The sequence below is a fragment of the Arthrobacter sp. TE26545 genome, assembly GCF_056279005.1.
The window spans coordinates 921,384-936,843 of the sequence record NZ_JBWBQM010000001.1 but is presented as its reverse complement, the minus strand read 5'-3'; the positions used below and the strand labels follow the sequence as shown (position 1 = coordinate 936,843).

Annotated in this window: 14 protein-coding genes; 8 read left to right on the top strand and 6 right to left on the bottom strand. The window is 67.0% G+C overall.

The annotated features are described in order from the left end of the window. Positions 1 to 87 precede the first annotated feature (87 nt). Positions 88 to 1,767 (top strand): PucR family transcriptional regulator, encoded by a 1,680-nt coding sequence (locus ACZ9CK_RS04180; RefSeq protein WP_476049336.1) that lies wholly within the window; start codon positions 88 to 90, stop codon positions 1,765 to 1,767. On the opposite strand, the gene ACZ9CK_RS04175 is transcribed toward ACZ9CK_RS04180, so the two are convergent. Together ACZ9CK_RS04175 and ACZ9CK_RS04170 are read right to left on the bottom strand one after the other, a co-directional pair. Beyond that, positions 1,764 to 2,780, bottom strand: a complete 1,017-nt coding sequence (locus ACZ9CK_RS04175) for a squalene cyclase (RefSeq protein WP_476049335.1) — start codon at positions 2,778 to 2,780, stop codon at positions 1,764 to 1,766. The genes ACZ9CK_RS04180 and ACZ9CK_RS04175 overlap by 4 nt on opposite strands. 56 nt (positions 2,781 to 2,836) lie before the next feature. Continuing rightward, positions 2,837 to 3,646: a nitrilase-related carbon-nitrogen hydrolase gene (locus ACZ9CK_RS04170; RefSeq protein WP_426302492.1), complete on the bottom strand. Its 810-nt coding sequence runs from the start codon at positions 3,644 to 3,646 to the stop codon at positions 2,837 to 2,839. Positions 3,647 to 3,888: 242 nt separating this feature from the next. On the opposite strand from ACZ9CK_RS04170, the gene ACZ9CK_RS04165 reads away from it, so the two are divergent. The 6 genes from ACZ9CK_RS04165 to ACZ9CK_RS04140 all read left to right on the top strand — a co-directional run bounded on the left by ACZ9CK_RS04165 (position 3,889) and on the right by ACZ9CK_RS04140 (position 11,575). Next, the gene (locus ACZ9CK_RS04165) at positions 3,889 to 5,097 is read left to right on the top strand and encodes an ROK family transcriptional regulator (RefSeq protein ID WP_426302491.1); all 1,209 of its coding nucleotides are present in this window, start codon (positions 3,889 to 3,891) and stop codon (positions 5,095 to 5,097) included. A gap of 153 nt (positions 5,098 to 5,250) precedes the next feature. After that, a complete protein-coding gene (gene mmsA, locus ACZ9CK_RS04160; RefSeq protein WP_426302490.1) occupies positions 5,251 to 6,837 on the top strand; it encodes a multiple monosaccharide ABC transporter ATP-binding protein in 1,587 nt (528 codons plus the stop codon). Positions 6,838 to 6,859: 22 nt separating this feature from the next. Beyond that, entirely contained in the window at positions 6,860 to 8,149 is a 1,290-nt protein-coding gene (gene mmsB, locus ACZ9CK_RS04155) for a multiple monosaccharide ABC transporter permease (protein WP_426302489.1), read from the top strand. A gap of 54 nt (positions 8,150 to 8,203) precedes the next feature. Next, positions 8,204 to 9,301: a substrate-binding domain-containing protein gene (locus ACZ9CK_RS04150; RefSeq protein WP_426302488.1), complete on the top strand. Its 1,098-nt coding sequence runs from the start codon at positions 8,204 to 8,206 to the stop codon at positions 9,299 to 9,301. 178 nt (positions 9,302 to 9,479) lie between these two features. After that, the gene (locus tag ACZ9CK_RS04145) at positions 9,480 to 10,886 is read left to right on the top strand and encodes an ABC transporter permease (RefSeq protein ID WP_476049334.1); all 1,407 of its coding nucleotides are present in this window, start codon (positions 9,480 to 9,482) and stop codon (positions 10,884 to 10,886) included. Positions 10,887 to 10,888: 2 nt separating this feature from the next. Continuing rightward, entirely contained in the window at positions 10,889 to 11,575 is a 687-nt protein-coding gene (locus tag ACZ9CK_RS04140) for an ABC transporter ATP-binding protein (RefSeq protein WP_426302486.1), read from the top strand. A 59-nt stretch (positions 11,576 to 11,634) separates the two neighbouring features. Here the strand turns inward: ACZ9CK_RS04140 and ACZ9CK_RS04135 are convergent, their stop codons facing one another. The 4 genes from ACZ9CK_RS04135 to ACZ9CK_RS04120 are packed head-to-tail and all read right to left on the bottom strand — an operon-like array spanning position 11,635 to position 14,687. Next, a complete protein-coding gene (locus tag ACZ9CK_RS04135) occupies positions 11,635 to 12,816 on the bottom strand; it encodes an ABC transporter permease (RefSeq protein WP_476049333.1) in 1,182 nt (393 codons plus the stop codon). Then, on the bottom strand, positions 12,813 to 13,511 hold the full coding sequence (locus ACZ9CK_RS04130) for an ABC transporter ATP-binding protein (protein WP_426302484.1): 699 nt from the start codon (positions 13,509 to 13,511) through the stop codon (positions 12,813 to 12,815). The genes ACZ9CK_RS04135 and ACZ9CK_RS04130 overlap by 4 nt, the downstream gene beginning before the upstream one ends. A gap of 2 nt (positions 13,512 to 13,513) precedes the next feature. Continuing rightward, entirely contained in the window at positions 13,514 to 14,296 is a 783-nt protein-coding gene (locus ACZ9CK_RS04125) for an efflux RND transporter periplasmic adaptor subunit (protein ID WP_476049332.1), read from the bottom strand. Positions 14,297 to 14,300: 4 nt separating this feature from the next. Beyond that, positions 14,301 to 14,687: a hypothetical protein gene (locus tag ACZ9CK_RS04120; protein WP_476049331.1), complete on the bottom strand. Its 387-nt coding sequence runs from the start codon at positions 14,685 to 14,687 to the stop codon at positions 14,301 to 14,303. A 155-nt stretch (positions 14,688 to 14,842) separates the two neighbouring features. On the opposite strand from ACZ9CK_RS04120, the gene ACZ9CK_RS04115 reads away from it, so the two are divergent. Next, a complete protein-coding gene (locus ACZ9CK_RS04115) occupies positions 14,843 to 15,457 on the top strand; it encodes a DinB family protein (protein ID WP_426302482.1) in 615 nt (204 codons plus the stop codon). Positions 15,458 to 15,460 lie beyond the last annotated feature (3 nt).

Genomic DNA, 15,460 nt, shown 5'->3' with positions numbered 1-15,460 from the left:
CCTTCGAAGTAGTTGCGCTTTCCTCGGTCAACGGTATCTTGTGAGCTAGCTCTCAAGTTGGTGCAAAGTGACCTATAGTCAACTTACATGAGACGTAATGCACTCGAAGACCCGGCTCCTGGCGCGGCGGCCGGACCCTCGTTGACGGCGCAGCCGCAGGGACCTTTGGGGGCCGTCACGCTGGAGCAGCTCCTCGCCCAGTTGCCGGCCGGCATGCGGATCCTGCACGATGCCGGAAGCCGGGGAGACGGCGCGGCGGAACCTCTTCGCTGGGTGGAACCCAGTGAGCTCGAGGACCCCACGCCTTATGTCCCCGAAGGCGAGTTCCTGCTCACCGCGGGCTTGCCCTTTAGGGGCGACGGCGGCACCCCGGAACGCATCGACGCCTATGTCCGGCGCCTGGTGGCCGCGAAAGTGCGGGCCTTGGGCTTCGGCGTCCGGCCCTATTTCGACGAGGTTCCGGAGGGCCTGCTCGAAGCCTGCCGCCGCCACGGGCTCACCCTGATCGAAGTTCCCGAGTCCATTCCCTTCGCAGCGATCGGCCTGGAGTTTTCGCAGCTGCTGGAATCGGACAACGCCCGGGTGTTCCGCCAGCTCGCGGACATCAACCGGCAACTGATGCGGGCGGTCCTCTCCCCCAGGCCCGAACACGAACTCCTGGCCGCCCTGGTCCAGCGGGTGCCTGTGTGGGCCCTGCTGTTCGGGGCCGACGGACGGGTCCGGGCGCGGGCGCACGGCGCCGGCAGCCACACCGGCGCCGGCGGCAGCACCGGCGTCGAGCTTTCCCTGCTGGAACCCATGCTGCAACGCCTGCTCTCCGGCAGCGGTCCGCGCGTGGAGATGGACGGCTTCGAGCAGCCGGGTTCGGCGATGGTGTTCGGCCATCCGCTGCGCAGCACCAAGGACGCCAACCTGGGTGCCCTGATCCTGGGCTCTGACGATGCCCTCACTCCCGCGCAGAACAACGTGGTGCAGTCGGTGGTGGGCCTGTTGGAGCTGCTGGTTCGTCAGCGCACCAGCGGTTCACTCGCGCCCAGCCAGCTCGCGACGGCGCTGCTGCTGCACCCGGACAGCCTGGCCTCCGGAGGCACCCGGCACGTGAACGGACTCAAGGACCTGCTGGCGCAGAGCCTGTCTTCCAGCCGCTCCGCCGCCGTCCGCGTGGTCCAGGGCATCAAGGCCGACTCCCCCGAGTGGCCCGCCGGGGACAGCCCGGTGCGGGAACTGCTGCAGTGGCGGCGGCTGTTCGACACCAAGCTCGTGGAGATCACGGACTACGGTTTCGCCGCGCTCACCCGGCTGAAGGTGGACGACGCCTTGGTTGCGGAGGTCGAGAAGCTTGGTTGGCGCCTGGTGATCGGCGACGCGGCGGAGCTCGGGAGCCTGTCCGCCGCGTACCAGCGGGTGTCCTCGCTGCGCTCGAAGGTGCAGTCCAGCGGGCGCAGCGCCCGGGTGGACGAGGTCAGCTGGAGCGTCACGGGACTGCTCGGCCGGGAGGCCGGGACCATGCTCGCCGCCCGCCTGCTGGAGCCGGTGTTGGCGCTCGACGCCGGGAAGCGGGACCCGCTGCTGGCTGTCCTGCGCGGCTGGCTGGCGGAGAACGGGAGCTGGGATGGTTCCGCCAAGCGCCTGGGCCTGCACCGCAACAGCGTCCGCCGGCAGATCGGCCAGGTGGGCGACTTGCTGGGCAGGGACCTCAACGACGCCCAGGTGCGCGCCGAGTTGTGGATCGCGCTGCAGTACGCGGACGAGCTTCCGGACTCCTAGGAGACGGTCCGAGCCCCGCTCCGTCGAACACCGTCCCCTTGAACACCGTCCCCTTGAACACCGCCCCACCATTCCAGCACACGTGTGCCATAAAAAGTGAGCCACTTGGAAGGCTCACCGGCCGGCACGTCCACCTCGAACCAGACTTCGCCGGGGTGGCGGCGCTCCTGGATCCACCGGCCGTCCGGTCCGCGGGCGGCACGGATGGTGTCGATCGCGTCGCGAAGGCGTGGATCGGGGCCGGTGCCGTCGTGGAGCGAGGCCGCACGGAAGTAGTCCGCCGCGTTCAGCACGCTGTAGAACCATCGGAACGGGTACGCGAAGCGGCTGGCCCAGTGTGCCACCTGCTCCCCCGTTGACCTCCGGTACAGCAGTCGGCGCTCCAGCAGGTATTCCTCGCCTGCGCGCCGGGCCGCGGTCAATTCCCCGCCGCCGAGGCCTGCCTGCTGGTAGGACAGCAGGCCCTTCAGGGAGTTCAGGGTCGAGTGGAAGGACGAGCGCGTGGAGCCTTCCACCCAGTCGCAGTTCCAGCCGCCGTCGGACAGCCGATGCTCCACGAACCAGCGGGCGAGCCCGGATACGTCCGCACCGAGCCATGCCCCGTTCGCCAGGGTGTAGGCGTTGATGCAGCAGTCCACTTCGCCGCCCCAATACGGGAGGTTGTCGTATTCCCAGCGGCTGTTGGCCTCGAGCAGCTCTGCCGTGCCTGCCAGGGCTCCGGCGTCCAGGCCCCAGTCCCGTAACGCGTTGAGCGACCAGGTGGTGGCGGTCCATGGTTGGCCGGGTTCTTGGGATTCGAAATCATACCCGGCCGGGAAATACGCACCGCCGGCCCATTGCCCGTCCGGATCCTGCAGCCCGAGCAGCCGGGCGCCGAAACCTTCACTTGCAACGCGGTTGCGAGTCTCCTGCCACACCCCGGGCGGGGCGTGGGCGAGGTCGCGCTCCACCTGCCAACGCAGGGCAGGGTCCGAATCCAGCAGCCAGCCAAGCAGGGCGGGTTCAACGGCCATGGGCGGGAGGCTACCAGCAGCCGAAGCGGTGGTCCATGGCCGCCCGCTTCAGGCCGTCAGGCGCCCTGGCCGGGGGCTTCCCATTGCCGGTACAGCTCGGGACGCCGTTCCCGCAGGTACGGCACCTTCTCCCGCGCGGCCAGGGCGTCCGCCCCGGACACCTCGGCGAACAGCAGCACGGGCCCCTCGCCGGCCGCCGCAAGCAGCGCACCGTCGGGTCCGGCCACCACGCTGCCGCCCGCGAAATCGCAGCCGTCCTCGTGCCCGCTGTGGTTGGCGTAGGCCACCGTGAGCTGGCTCTCCAGTGCCCGGGCCCGGAGCAGCAGCTGCGGGACGGCGTCGAACCCGGCGGACAGGGCGGTGGGCACCAGGAGCAGTTCGGCGCCGCGGACGGCGGCCGCACGCACCGCTTCCGGGAATTCGACGTCGTAGCAGATCAGCAGGGCGGCACGCAGTCCCTCGAAGTCGACGACGGCGGGAGCCTCCGACGCCGGGCTGAAGGCCTTGCGCTCGTCCGCACCGAAGAGGTGGACCTTGCCGTAGTCGAGCAGGGTTCCGCCGCTGCGGTCCAGGAGGGTGGCGGTAATCCGGCGTGCTCCCGTGGCATCGCAGACGGGGAGGCTGTACACGAGGCCGATCCCGTGCCGGCGCGCGATCCCGGCGAGGCGTTCCCGGAGTGCCGGAAGCCCCGAATAGTCGAATTCCGCATCGATCCGCAGAGGCGCGTAGCCCACCGGGAAAAGTTCGGGGGTGAGCAGCAAGGAGGCGCCGGCCGCAGCAGCACGGCGGGCCGCCTCGTCGATGGCCGCCAGGTTGGCGTCGGCGTCCAGGACAGCGGCGTTTGCCTGCAGCACGGCCAGCAGCATCTTTACCCCTTCAATGGCTCTTGGATTGTGTTCCCACCATACGCAGCACGGACGCGGGCGTTTCGGGACGATTGGACCCGGCTTCGTAAGCCCGGGGATGGAACGCACCACGAAAGCCGTTGGCTCCAGGGGGTCCGCAGAGTCACCCGGGGGACCATGCCGGGCCTATCCAGCCAGCTCGCACGGCATTCGCATGTGTTAACTTCTTGACTGCAAATGTGCTTTTGGTGCAGGCTTCTTAAATGCCCGCAACGACGCGCTCGGCAACGAGCCCCCACAGGAACCCCGGCTCGCAATCAGCCCCAGGTTCTCAATCAGCCTTGCGCCACCTCAACCAGCAGCGCATCATCGAGTGCCTGCTCGGCGGACCGGCCACCCAGGCCGAGCTCTCCCGGCAGACCGGCCTCTCGACGGCCACGGTGTCCAACATCGTGAAGATCATGCAGGGGGCCGGGCTCGTTTCCACGGAACCGGTGACCAGCTCGGGCCGCCGGGCACTGAGCGTACGGCTCAACAGCCACGGCGCCGTCGCCGTCGGCATCGATTTCGGCCGCCGCCATCTCAGGGTGGTCCTGGCCTCCCTGGGCTACCAGGTGATCGCGGAGGAAACCGTCACCCTGCCCCTGGGCCATCATGCGGAAGAAGGCATCGCGGCCGCCGTCGATCTCCTCCAAAAACTACTCGCGGAAAACGGCGTCGAACGCCGCGCGGTGGTGGGCGCCGGAGCCGGAATCGCCGGGCCGATCGACCGCCGCACCGGCACCGTGGCGCAGGGCGCGATCCTGCCCGAATGGGTCGGATTCCAGATCCTCGAGCGCCTTGAGCGGGCCCTGGAAATGCCCGTGTACGTTGACAACGACGCCAATCTCGGCGCCCTGTCCGAAGTCACCTGGGGGCCGCACAGCGGGGTCAATGACCTCATGTTCCTGAAGATCGGCTCGGGTATCGGTTCCGGGCTGATCGTCAACGGGGCACCCTACTACGGGGCGGTGGGAATCACCGGCGAGATCGGCCACGCCACCATCCATGAATACGGTGCCATCTGCCGCTGCGGCAACCGAGGCTGCCTGGAAACGGTGGCCTCCACCACGACCATGATCGAGCTCCTCGGCAAGAGTGCAGGCAGGAACCTGGAGCCGGTGGACATCGTGCGCAACGCCCTGGCGAAGGATCCCGCGACCCTGCGGGTGATCGACGACGCCGGCCTCGCCGTCGGCCGTGCCCTGGGCAATGTGGCCAATCTGATCGGGCCCGAAGTGATCGTAGTGGGCGGCCCCCTGGCCGGGCTGGGCGAAACCCTCCTTGCCCCGATCCGGCGCGGCCTGGTCCGTCATGCCGTTCCGGTTGTCGGCGAGACGACCATCTTGACCATGTCCTCCCTCGGCGCCCGCGCCGAGGCCCTGGGGGCTGCCGCACTGGTGTTCCAGCACGCGGGGATCAGCACCGGCTGACGGCCGGAAACCGACGCGACCGTCACCGTCCCCGAAAAAAGTCTTGCGTTCAACTCTTGACGACAAGACCGGTGATCCAGTTTACTTTTTCATCAGACAGCCCCGGATTCCTTCCGGGAGACAACGACGTCATGCATTGGAGGCGTAGGGCCTATGACGACACCCACAACGCACAAGGATCCGCTGATCTTGGAAATGCGGTCCATCACCAAGGAGTTCCCCGGGGTGAAGGCCCTGTCGGAAGTGAACCTCCGGGTCAAGGCCGGCGAAGTACACGCGATCTGCGGCGAGAACGGCGCCGGCAAATCCACCCTCATGAAAGTCCTCTCGGGCGTCTACCCCCACGGCAGCTACAAGGGAGACATCGTCTACCAGGCCGAGGTGCAGCAGTTCAAGGACATCCGGGCCAGCGAACACGCAGGCATCGTGATCATCCACCAGGAACTGGCACTGATCCCCGAGCTCTCCATCACGGAAAACATCTTCCTCGGCAACGAACCCACCAAGCGCGGCGTGATCGACTGGGCGGAAGCCCGCCGTCGTTCGATCGAGCTGCTGGCCCGCGTGGGGCTGCGCGAGAACCCGGACACCCCGGTCAAGGAAATCGGCGTCGGCAAGCAGCAGCTCGTGGAAATCGCGAAGGCCCTGAACAAGTCGGTCAAGCTGCTCATCCTGGACGAGCCCACCGCGGCCCTCAACGAATCCGATTCCCAGCACCTCCTGGACCTCATCCTGGGCCTCAAGGGCAAGGGGATCACCTCGATCATCATTTCGCACAAGCTCAACGAGATCGAACAGATCGCCGACTCCATCACGATCATCCGCGACGGCAAATCGATCGAAACCCTTGACGTCAAGGGCGACGGCGTGGACGAGGACCGCATCATCAAGGGCATGGTGGGCCGCTCCTTGGAATCCCGTTTCCCGGACCACGTCCCGGAACTGGGCGACGTGCTGCTCGAGGTCAGAGACTGGACGGTGGGCCACCCGCAGGTACCGGACCGGCTGGTCTGCAAAGGCTCGAACTTCACCGTGCGCAAGGGCGAGATCGTGGGCTTCGCCGGACTCATGGGTGCCGGCCGCACCGAACTGGCCCGCAGCATCTTCGGCCGCTCCTACGGGAACTTCATCTCTGGCAGCATTTACAAGAACGGCAAGGAACTGCACATCCGCAACGTCCCCCAGGCCATCGACGCCGGCCTGGCCTACGTCACCGAGGACCGGAAGGTCCTCGGCCTGAACCTGCTGGACGACATCAAGACCACCACCGTCTCGGCCAACCTGAAGGCCATCACGAACGGCCTTGTAGTGGACGAACGCAAGGAATTCGCCATCGCCGAGGGCTACCGCAAGAGCCTGCGGACCAAGGCCCCGAGCGTGAACGAAGGCGTCGCCAAACTCTCCGGCGGAAACCAGCAGAAGGTGGTCCTGGCCAAATGGATGTTCACGGACCCGGACATCCTGATCCTCGACGAGCCCACCCGGGGCATCGACGTCGGCGCGAAGTACGAGATCTACGGCATCATCCAGGAGCTCGCCAGGCAGGGCAAGGGCGTGATCGTGATCTCCTCCGAGCTCCCGGAACTCCTGGGCCTTTCCGACCGGATCTACACCATCTTCGAAGGCGCCATCACCGGCGTGCTGGACAAACAGCACGCCACCCAGGAAAGCCTGATGAAACTCATGACCTCAGCGGCACGCCCCGGCAACGGCACCGCACCCCAGACTCTGAACGCATAAGCCCGCAAGGACGGAAACCCCTATGAATGCACTCAAGCGGATCTTCGGCGGTGACACCCGGCAGTTCGGCATGATCATCGCCCTCGTGGCGCTGGTCCTGTTCTTCCAGCTGTTCACCAGCGGCAAGGTCCTGACGCCTACCAACATGATCAACCTGTTCAACGGCAACTCCTACATCCTGGTGCTTGCCATCGGCATGGTGATGGTCATCATTGCCGGCCACATCGACCTTTCGGTCGGATCCGTGGCCGCAGCCGTCGGCATCGTTGTGGCGATCGCCATGCGGGACTGGGGTGTGCCCTGGTACCTCGGCATCCTGCTCGGCATCGTCCTGGGTTCGGTGATCGGCGCCTGGCAGGGATTCTGGGTGGCCTATGTCGGCATCCCGGCGTTCATCGTGACCCTGGCCGGCATGCTGCTCTTCCGCGGCCTCAACCAGTTCGTGGGCAAGTCGCTCACCGTGCCCGTGCCAGACGAGTTCCGTGTGATGGGTTCGGGCTTCCTCCCCGAAATCGGCGACTTCGCCCGTTACAACTGGCCCACCGTCATCCTCGGCGTGCTCCTGGTGCTCGGCCTCGTCTACCTGGAGTTCCGCAAGCGCCGCCTCGAAGCCAAGACCGGCAGCTCCCCCGATCCCCTGTGGGTGCCGATCGTCCGCCTCGGCCTGCTGGCTGCCGCCATCATCTACGTGACCTGGCTCTTCTCCACCGGCCGCTACGGCACCTCCTTCCCGGTCTCCGGCCTGATCCTCGTGGGCCTGGTGGCCCTGTATGCCTTTGTCACCACCAAGACCGTCATCGGCCGCCACGTCTACGCGGTGGGTGGCAACCGCCACGCGGCCGAACTGTCCGGCGTGCGTTCCAAGCGGGTCAACTTCCTGGTCATGCTGAACATGTCCGTCATGGCTTCCCTGGCCGGCATGATGTTCGTGGCACGCTCCACCAGCTCCGGTCCCGCGGACGGCGTGGGTTGGGAACTTGACGCCATCGCGGCCGTGTTCATCGGCGGCGCCGCGGTCTCCGGCGGTGTCGGCACCGTCATCGGCTCGATCGTCGGTGGCCTGGTCATGGCTGTCCTGAACAACGGCCTGCAGCTGCTCAGCGTCGGCGCCGACATGCAGTCCATCATCAAGGGCCTCGTCCTGCTGATCGCCGTCGCGATCGACGTCTACAACAAGAGCCAGGGCCGCCGCTCCATCATCGGCATGCTGATGAACGGACTGAAGAGCAACCAGCCGCCCACCACGGCGGACGAAACCACCAGGACCAGTGACATCATCGCTGCCCCCGAGCCGGCGGAACCCGCCAAGTAAACCCGCGACGGCGCCACGCAACCGGCGTCATTGGACACAGAAAGAGAAGCAACCATGCGTAAACTCGCAAAAACCCTGACCGTCCTCGCGGCAGTAGCAACACTCTCCCTCACCGCGTGCGGCCGCTCCGACACCGACTCCGAAGCCGCGAAGGCCGGCACCGCGCTCAGCGGCTTCCCGCAGGACTCGGTGATCGGCGTCGCCCTCCCCAAGAAGACGTCCGAAAACTGGACCCTTGCCGAAAACCTCTTCAACTCAGGTCTCACCAAGGCGGGTTTCAAGCCGAACGTGCAGTTCGCCAACAACGGCGTCTCCGAGCAGCAGAACCAGATCTCCACCATGATCACCTCGGGCGCCAAGGTCATCATCGTCGGTGCCGTGGACGGCGCCCAGCTGGGCACCCAGCTGCAACAGGCCAAGGACGCCGGCGCGGTAATCATCGCGTACGACCGGCTGCTCACCAACACCAAGGCCGTGGATTACTACGTGGCCTATGACAACTTCAAGGTGGGCGAGCTCCAGGGCCAGGCCCTGCTCAACGGCCTGAAGGCAAAGAAGCCCTCCGGCCCGTACAACGTCGAACTGTTCGCCGGTTCCCCGGATGACGCCAACTCGAAGGTGTTCTTCGACGGCGCCATGAGCGTGCTGAAGCCGAAGATCGACGATGGCACCCTGAAGGTGGTCTCCGGCCAGGCAGACTTCACCAAGGCCGTCACCCAGGACTGGAAGCCGGAGAACGCCCAGCGCCGCATGGACTCCCTGCTTTCTGGCAGCTACGCCTCCGCCACCCTGGACGGCGTGCTCTCCCCGAATGACACCCTTGCCCGGGCCATCCTGACCTCGGTGAAGTCCGCCGGCAAGCCCACCCCCGTCGTCACCGGTCAGGACTCCGAGCTGGAGTCGGTGAAGTCGATCATGGCCGGCCAGCAGTACTCCACCATCAACAAGGACACCCGCAAGCTGGTTGAGCACGCCATCACCATGGTCAAGGACCTGCAGCAGGGCGTGGCGCTTGAGATCAATGACAACCGCAACTACAAGAACGAATTCAAGCGCGTTCCGGCGTACCTGCTTCCCCCGGTGATCGTCACCAAGGAGAACGTGAAGACGGCCTACGTGGACGATCCGGTGCTCGGCCCGATCACCAAGTAACACGCGTCAACAAGAATGATGCCCGGCCCCTGAGGGGGCCGGGCATCACTCGTTTAAGGCTTCACGACGTGGCTTCACAGCGCAAACATAGCTTCGTGCTGCAATCCGCACAGGAGCGGGCGCGATTGTTGGATCCGACGCCGGCGATTCCGGCCGGCACCGGATCACTAGGAGAACCGTGAGCGTCCTTGCCCGCAGCGTCGGCAACGCCTTCCGCAACAAGATCAGAACGGCAGCCGTGGTGGCAGTCCTGGCCGTCGCCATCGGCCTGGCCCTGTCCATGCTCGTCGCCAACCAGGCCGTATCCGCCAAAGTCCAGGAGCTGAATGCCTCCGTGGGCACCGTCCTCACCGTCAATCCGGCCGGCGGCCAGGGATTCGAAGGAGGCGGCGAACCCCTCACCGCCGCCGAAGCGGCCACTGCGGCGGCCGTCTCCAACGTCGACTCCGTGGTGGGGACCAAGGCGCTGCGGCTTCGTACCGAAACCACGACGTCGGACACCACCGGCACTGCCGCCGGCGCCGCCCAGCCAGGCGGCGGAGGACCCGGCGGGCAGACGGCCAGCGTCACCACCAGCCTGACGGCAGCCATCGACGCCGGCACGCTCGGCAACCGGAACAACGCGGGCAACACCACCACCGGGACCGGGACCGGGCAGGTGCGCACGTTCGCCCTGCCGATCACCGCCACCGGCATCGGCGCCGAGGTGGACACCGCAGGCAAGACCCTGGACATCACCAGCGGCACCGGCCTGGGCAACTACGCCGCGGCAAGCACCAAAGCCCTTGTGGGAACCACCCTCGCGGAGAAAAACAGCCTCAAGGTCGGCTCCACCTTCACCATCGCCGCTAAGGCGTTCACCGTTGCGGGCATTTTCGACGCCGGCACCACCTTCGGCAACAACGCCGTCTACCTGACGCTGCCCGAGGCACAGGCCCTCGCCGGGACCCCCGGCGAACTCTCCAGCATGGTGGTCACGGTCAACAGCATGGCGAACGTGGACGCTGCCAAGACGGCCCTCCAGGCAGCACTGGGCCCAGGCAAGGCCGACGTCACCCAGGGCCAACGCAACCTCGCAACCGCCGTCAGCTCCCTCAACAGCGTCAAGGGCATCTCCCTCGTGGCCTACATCGCGGCGCTGGCCACGGCAGGGCTCATCATCCTGCTCATCATGGTCATGCTGGTCCGCGAGCGCCGTCGCGAAATCGGAGTCCTGAAGGCCATCGGCGCACGCAACCGCACCATCGGCCTGCAGTTCGTCCTCGAAGCCCTGGTCCTGGTGGCACTCGGCAGCGTCGTCGGCGCGGCGATCGCCTGGTTCGCCAGCGGCGGCATCGCCTCGGCGCTGATCAGTTCAAACAGCACCACGGGTGCCACTGCCCAGCGCGGCTCCGGCGGCTTCGGCGGCCAGGGCGGGCCCTTCGGCGGCGCTACCCAGCTGCTGACGTCCGTCACCGCGAGTGCCTCCCCCGGCGTGATCGCCGCCGGCATCGCCGCAGTGTTCGCGGTCGCCGTCGTCGGGGCCCTCGTTCCGGCCCTGCTCACGGCCCGCATCCGCCCCATCGAAGTCCTCCGAGGAGAATAGCCATGATTGAAGTCAAGGACCTGGTCCGCCAGTTCAAGTCCGGCGACCGCACCATCAAACCGGTCAACGGCGTCAGTTTCGAACTCGGGAAAGGCGCGCTGGCGTCCATCGTGGGCAAGAGCGGCAGCGGCAAGAGCACCCTGTTGTCCCTCCTCGGGGCGCTGGACAAGCCCACCAGCGGGGACGTCGTCGTCGATGGAATCAGCCTGGCCGGCCTCCCGGACAGCAAGCTGACCGAGTACCGCCGCCGCGACATCGGCTTCGTCTTCCAGCAGTTCAAGCTGATCGAAAACCTCAGCGCCGTGGACAACGTGATGCTGCCGATGGAGTTCGCGGGCGTCCGCAAATCTGCGCGGGCCCAACGCGCCAGGGACCTGCTGGAGCAGGTGCAACTGGATCCCGAGAAGCACTCGCGCCGGATCAACCGCCTCTCCGGCGGCGAGCAGCAGCGTGTGGCGATTGCCCGTGCCCTGGCCAACGAGCCCAAGCTGATCCTTGCCGATGAGCCCACCGGGAACCTGGACGAGCAGACCGGCGAGCACATCATCGAGCTGTTAAGCTCGCTCAGCCGCAACCACAACACCACCATCCTGGTGGTCACCCACGACCGCAGTTTGGCCAGGAAGGCGGACCGCAGGTTCCGGCTGCTGCAGGGCCAGCTGAGCGAAGAGGTGACGGCCGGGACGTGACCGCCGCCGGTTCTGATGGATACCGCCGGGCTGGCGGTACCCGTCAGAACCGGATCGCATCAGAAGCGGATCGCGTCGATCACCTTGATCCGCACGGCCACGAGGGCCGGGATCGCGCCGGCAAGGGCGCCCACCGCCACGGCGGCACCGAAGCCGAGCATCGCCGCTTCCAGCGGGAACGGCGGGTATTCGCTCAGTGCCGGGGCGACCTGCCGTTGGATCCACGGATTCTTCACCACGGCCACCGCCAGCATCACCCCGACGATCCCCGCCACAGCGGTGGCCACCAGGGATTCCATCATGACGCCCACGAAAATCCGCCCCGAAGTGGCACCGAAGCTGCGGCGGATTCCGATTTCCCGGACCCGGTAGCGGACGGTCACCATCGAGATGTTCAGCATGCCCATGGCGCCGAGCAGCAGCACAAGCCCGGCCACCGCGCCCACCACCAGCTGCGCGACGGCGATCGGGTCGCCGTGGGCGGCGTAGTCCATGCGGCTGGCGTCAACATACATGTCCGGGAACTGCATCTGCAGGTCCGCCTGCATGGCGGGCATCAGCACCGCAGCCTGTCCGTCCTGCACCCACACCTTGAACTGGCCATGGCCCTCGGCGATCCCGGCAGTCTGCGCAGCCCCATTCAGCATGAATGCCGACGGCGGCGCCTGGGGATAGAGATCGGGTACGACGCCGATGATCACCGCCGTGGTCTCCCCTCCCCCGACAAGCTTCGCCAGCGGCCTCCGCACGAGGTCCGGCCTGCCGGCCGTGTTGTAGAACGCTTCCGACACGACGACGGCGGGCGCCAGCCGCTGTTCGTCGTCCGCGGCGAACCAGGAGCCCTGTGTGACATCCGTGCGGTGGATGACCCCGTATCCAGGATCCACCAGCGTCATCTGTACATCCTGGACGCCTCCCGGGAACTGGAAGCGCGCCTGGGCCTGCCCGGTGTGGGTCCAATAGCTGATCCCGTAGCGTTCCACGATCCCCTGGTAGGCCTTCTCGAGCCGCACCGGATCCGGCGTTGTGGGTCCGTTGACGCTCAGTGCGACCGTGGCTGTTCGCCCCTGGCTGCGTTCGGCCTGGACCTTGAAGCCTTCGCGGGCAAGATCCCCCACGCCCACCACGGAGGTCAGGGCGGTCACGGACACGGCAACACCCACGAGCGCCAGCAGGATGCGGACCTTGTTGATGCGCAGCTCCTGCCAGGCTTCCACCAGCGCGGAGACGAAGCCGGTCATGCGGCTACCTCCTCGGCGGCCTGCAGCACCCCGGCATCGAGGCGGTACCGGGATCTGGCCAGCGCCGCCACGTTGTGGTCGTGGGTGATGGTCACCAGAGCCGCCGCAGACTCCGTGGCGATCGAATCGAGCAGGGACATCACGGTCTGCCCGGTCTCGACGTCGAGCGCCCCGGTGGGCTCATCGGCGAGGATCAGCCGCGGGCGCCGCACCAGCGCCCGTGCAATGGCGATCCGCTGCTGTTCGCCTCCGGACATCATGTTCGGTTTGGCATCCGCGCGGGCGGCGAGTCCTACGCGGTCCAGCATTTCCATCGCCAGCTCGCGGCGGCGCCAGAAGTCCCGGCCCTTGGCGTAGAACAGCGGGGTCATGACGTTGTCCAAGGCGCTGCGGCCCTGGAGCAGGTTGAACTGTTGGAACACGAAGCCCACGGTGGAGCCACGCAACCGGGCCCGGGCGTTGCCGCCGATCCGCTGCACCGGCGTTCCCAGGAAGTCCAGTTCGCCGCTGCTGGGAACGTCCAAAAGGCCGAGCAGGTTCAGGAGGGTGGACTTTCCGCAGCCCGAGCGGCCAACGATCGCGGTGTGGTCCCCGCTGGAGATTTCAAGGTCGATGCCCCGCAGGATGTGCAGTTCCTGGTCATCGGGCAGGACCACCGAGCGGGTGACTCCGCGCAGGCTCAGCAAAGTCTCCATGCCTAGCCGCCCGCCCGGCCATACATCATCTGGCCGGGGCCGGGCATGGCCGGATTCGCGGCGGCGCCCGGCACGAACTCCAGGACCATTTCGCCCTCGGCCAGGCCGGAGGTGACCTCCACCTTGGAGCCGTCGTTCAGGCCGAGCTTCACGCGGCGCTGCTCCGGTTCAAGGGCAGGACCTCCAGGTGCGGCCCCCGGCGCGGCACCCGCGGCCGGCACGGCCGCGGCGGCGTCCCCTGCCAGCCAGACGATTCCTTCCTTGACGCTGCCCTTCACCGAGCTCAGGGGAACGGTGATGACGTTCTTCGACTCCCCCGCCGTGACGGTCATGGTGGCGCCAAGGCCCGCGAAGACCTCCGTTCCGGAGGGAATGGCGCAGCTCAGGGTCCCGGTGGCCGGTCCGCCGTCCTGGGGTGCTTCCCCTCCCCCGCCGGGAATCGCGACGGCGGCCGGCCGCAGACCGCCCGCGGGCACCGCCGTGCCCGCGCCACCCGTGCCGCCGCCCGTCCCGCCGCCGGAGGCACCGGCGTCGGAGGCGTTGTTCTTCACGGTGACTTCCGGGCAGGTGAAGGGCGCCGGGCCGCCAGTCAGCGCGATCTCCGCCGAGCCCGGCCTGCCGAGCAGCCGGAACTGCTGTGCAGCGGTCATTGGGCCGGACACCGTGTAGCTTCCCGGGTCCACCTTGCCCACGGTTTCGCCGACGGTCACCTGCTGGTCGATCAACACACCGAGTTCGCTGATTTTGCCGGCTGCAGGCGCCGGGACGTCCGTGTAGGTGTACACAGGCTCACTGCTCTGCTCTTCGGCGGGGTTCTTCACCCGGTCCGGGGGCCGGCACCGGCTCGCGGGGCTGTTCGGTCCGCACCTGGATGACCGCTTCGCCTTTGGCTACCGTGGTCCCGGCTTCCCGGTAGATGTAAACCACAGTTCCGGCTGCGGTGCTCCGGACGGCCTGGGCGGGATCGCTCTGGACGGTCGCCTTGACCTGCACGGTGTTCGTCACGGTGGCACGGACCGCGGGCACCGCAGGCGTCCCCACCTGCGCCATCGGGGCAGGCCCGGATTCCTCGGGCCGCAGGCCGTCGATAAAGGCGATTTTCACCAAGGCCACAGCTATGACTGCAAAGACCAGCAGCCGCGCCACCGGCAAGACGACACGTCGAAAGACACTCATCCCTGCTCCATTCGGTAACTCCCCACAGAAACGCTCTGCGAGGGATGATCCCCCCAGCCTAAACGTACCGACCGGTATGTTTGCTCATCCCGCAGCTTGAGAGTTACCTGGCCCATCGGAGGAAAAGTCTCGTACCTGCGCGACCTGGGTGTGGCATGGAACTGCGGCCTGTGGCAGGCTCAGGGCACATGATCGAAGACTTCGCGAAAGACAACCTTCACGGGAGGCTGCGGCAGGACCGCAAGGCGCTGCTCTGGAAACTCGACGGTTTGTCCGAATACGACGCCCGCCGGCCTTTGACAGCGACCGGGACCAACCTCCTCGGCCTGGTCAAACACGTTGCCAGCGTCGAGGCCAGGTACTTCGGCGAGGTCTTCCACCGTCCTTCCCCGGAACCGCTGCCCCCGTGGCAGGACTCCGACGGCAGTGATCTGTGGGCATCCGAGCACGAGACCCTCGATCAGATCGTCGGGTTCTACCGGCGCACGTGGGAGCATTCGGATGCGACGATCAACGAGCTTCCCCTCGACGCCCCCGGCCACGTGCCGTGGTGGCCGGAGCCTTATTCCGACACGAAGCTGTTCGTCGTCATGCTCCATGTCCTCGGCGAGTCCATCCGGCATGCCGGGCACGCCGATATCCTGCGGGAGGGCCTTGACGGCCGGACCGGGTTGCGCGCCGAACACGAGAAGCAGATCGACGAGGAAGCCCGTGCAGCCTACTGCGCGAAAATCGAGCAGGCCGCCAGGGCGGCGGCCGTACGCGGGTGAGAG

Coding starts and splice junctions, on each gene's coding strand:
- ACZ9CK_RS04180 (WP_476049336.1), top strand. CDS start 88: ATGAGACGTAATGCACTCGAAGACCCGGCTCCTGGCGCGGCGGCCGGA.
- ACZ9CK_RS04175 (WP_476049335.1), bottom strand. CDS start 2,780: ATGGCCGTTGAACCCGCCCTGCTTGGCTGGCTGCTGGATTCGGACCCT.
- ACZ9CK_RS04170 (WP_426302492.1), bottom strand. CDS start 3,646: ATGCTGCTGGCCGTGCTGCAGGCAAACGCCGCTGTCCTGGACGCCGAC.
- ACZ9CK_RS04165 (WP_426302491.1), top strand. CDS start 3,889: ATGCCCGCAACGACGCGCTCGGCAACGAGCCCCCACAGGAACCCCGGC.
- mmsA (WP_426302490.1), top strand. CDS start 5,251: ATGACGACACCCACAACGCACAAGGATCCGCTGATCTTGGAAATGCGG.
- mmsB (WP_426302489.1), top strand. CDS start 6,860: ATGAATGCACTCAAGCGGATCTTCGGCGGTGACACCCGGCAGTTCGGC.
- ACZ9CK_RS04150 (WP_426302488.1), top strand. CDS start 8,204: ATGCGTAAACTCGCAAAAACCCTGACCGTCCTCGCGGCAGTAGCAACA.
- ACZ9CK_RS04140 (WP_426302486.1), top strand. CDS start 10,889: ATGATTGAAGTCAAGGACCTGGTCCGCCAGTTCAAGTCCGGCGACCGC.
- ACZ9CK_RS04135 (WP_476049333.1), bottom strand. CDS start 12,816: ATGACCGGCTTCGTCTCCGCGCTGGTGGAAGCCTGGCAGGAGCTGCGC.
- ACZ9CK_RS04130 (WP_426302484.1), bottom strand. CDS start 13,511: ATGGAGACTTTGCTGAGCCTGCGCGGAGTCACCCGCTCGGTGGTCCTG.
- ACZ9CK_RS04120 (WP_476049331.1), bottom strand. CDS start 14,687: ATGAGTGTCTTTCGACGTGTCGTCTTGCCGGTGGCGCGGCTGCTGGTC.
- ACZ9CK_RS04115 (WP_426302482.1), top strand. CDS start 14,843: ATGGAACTGCGGCCTGTGGCAGGCTCAGGGCACATGATCGAAGACTTC.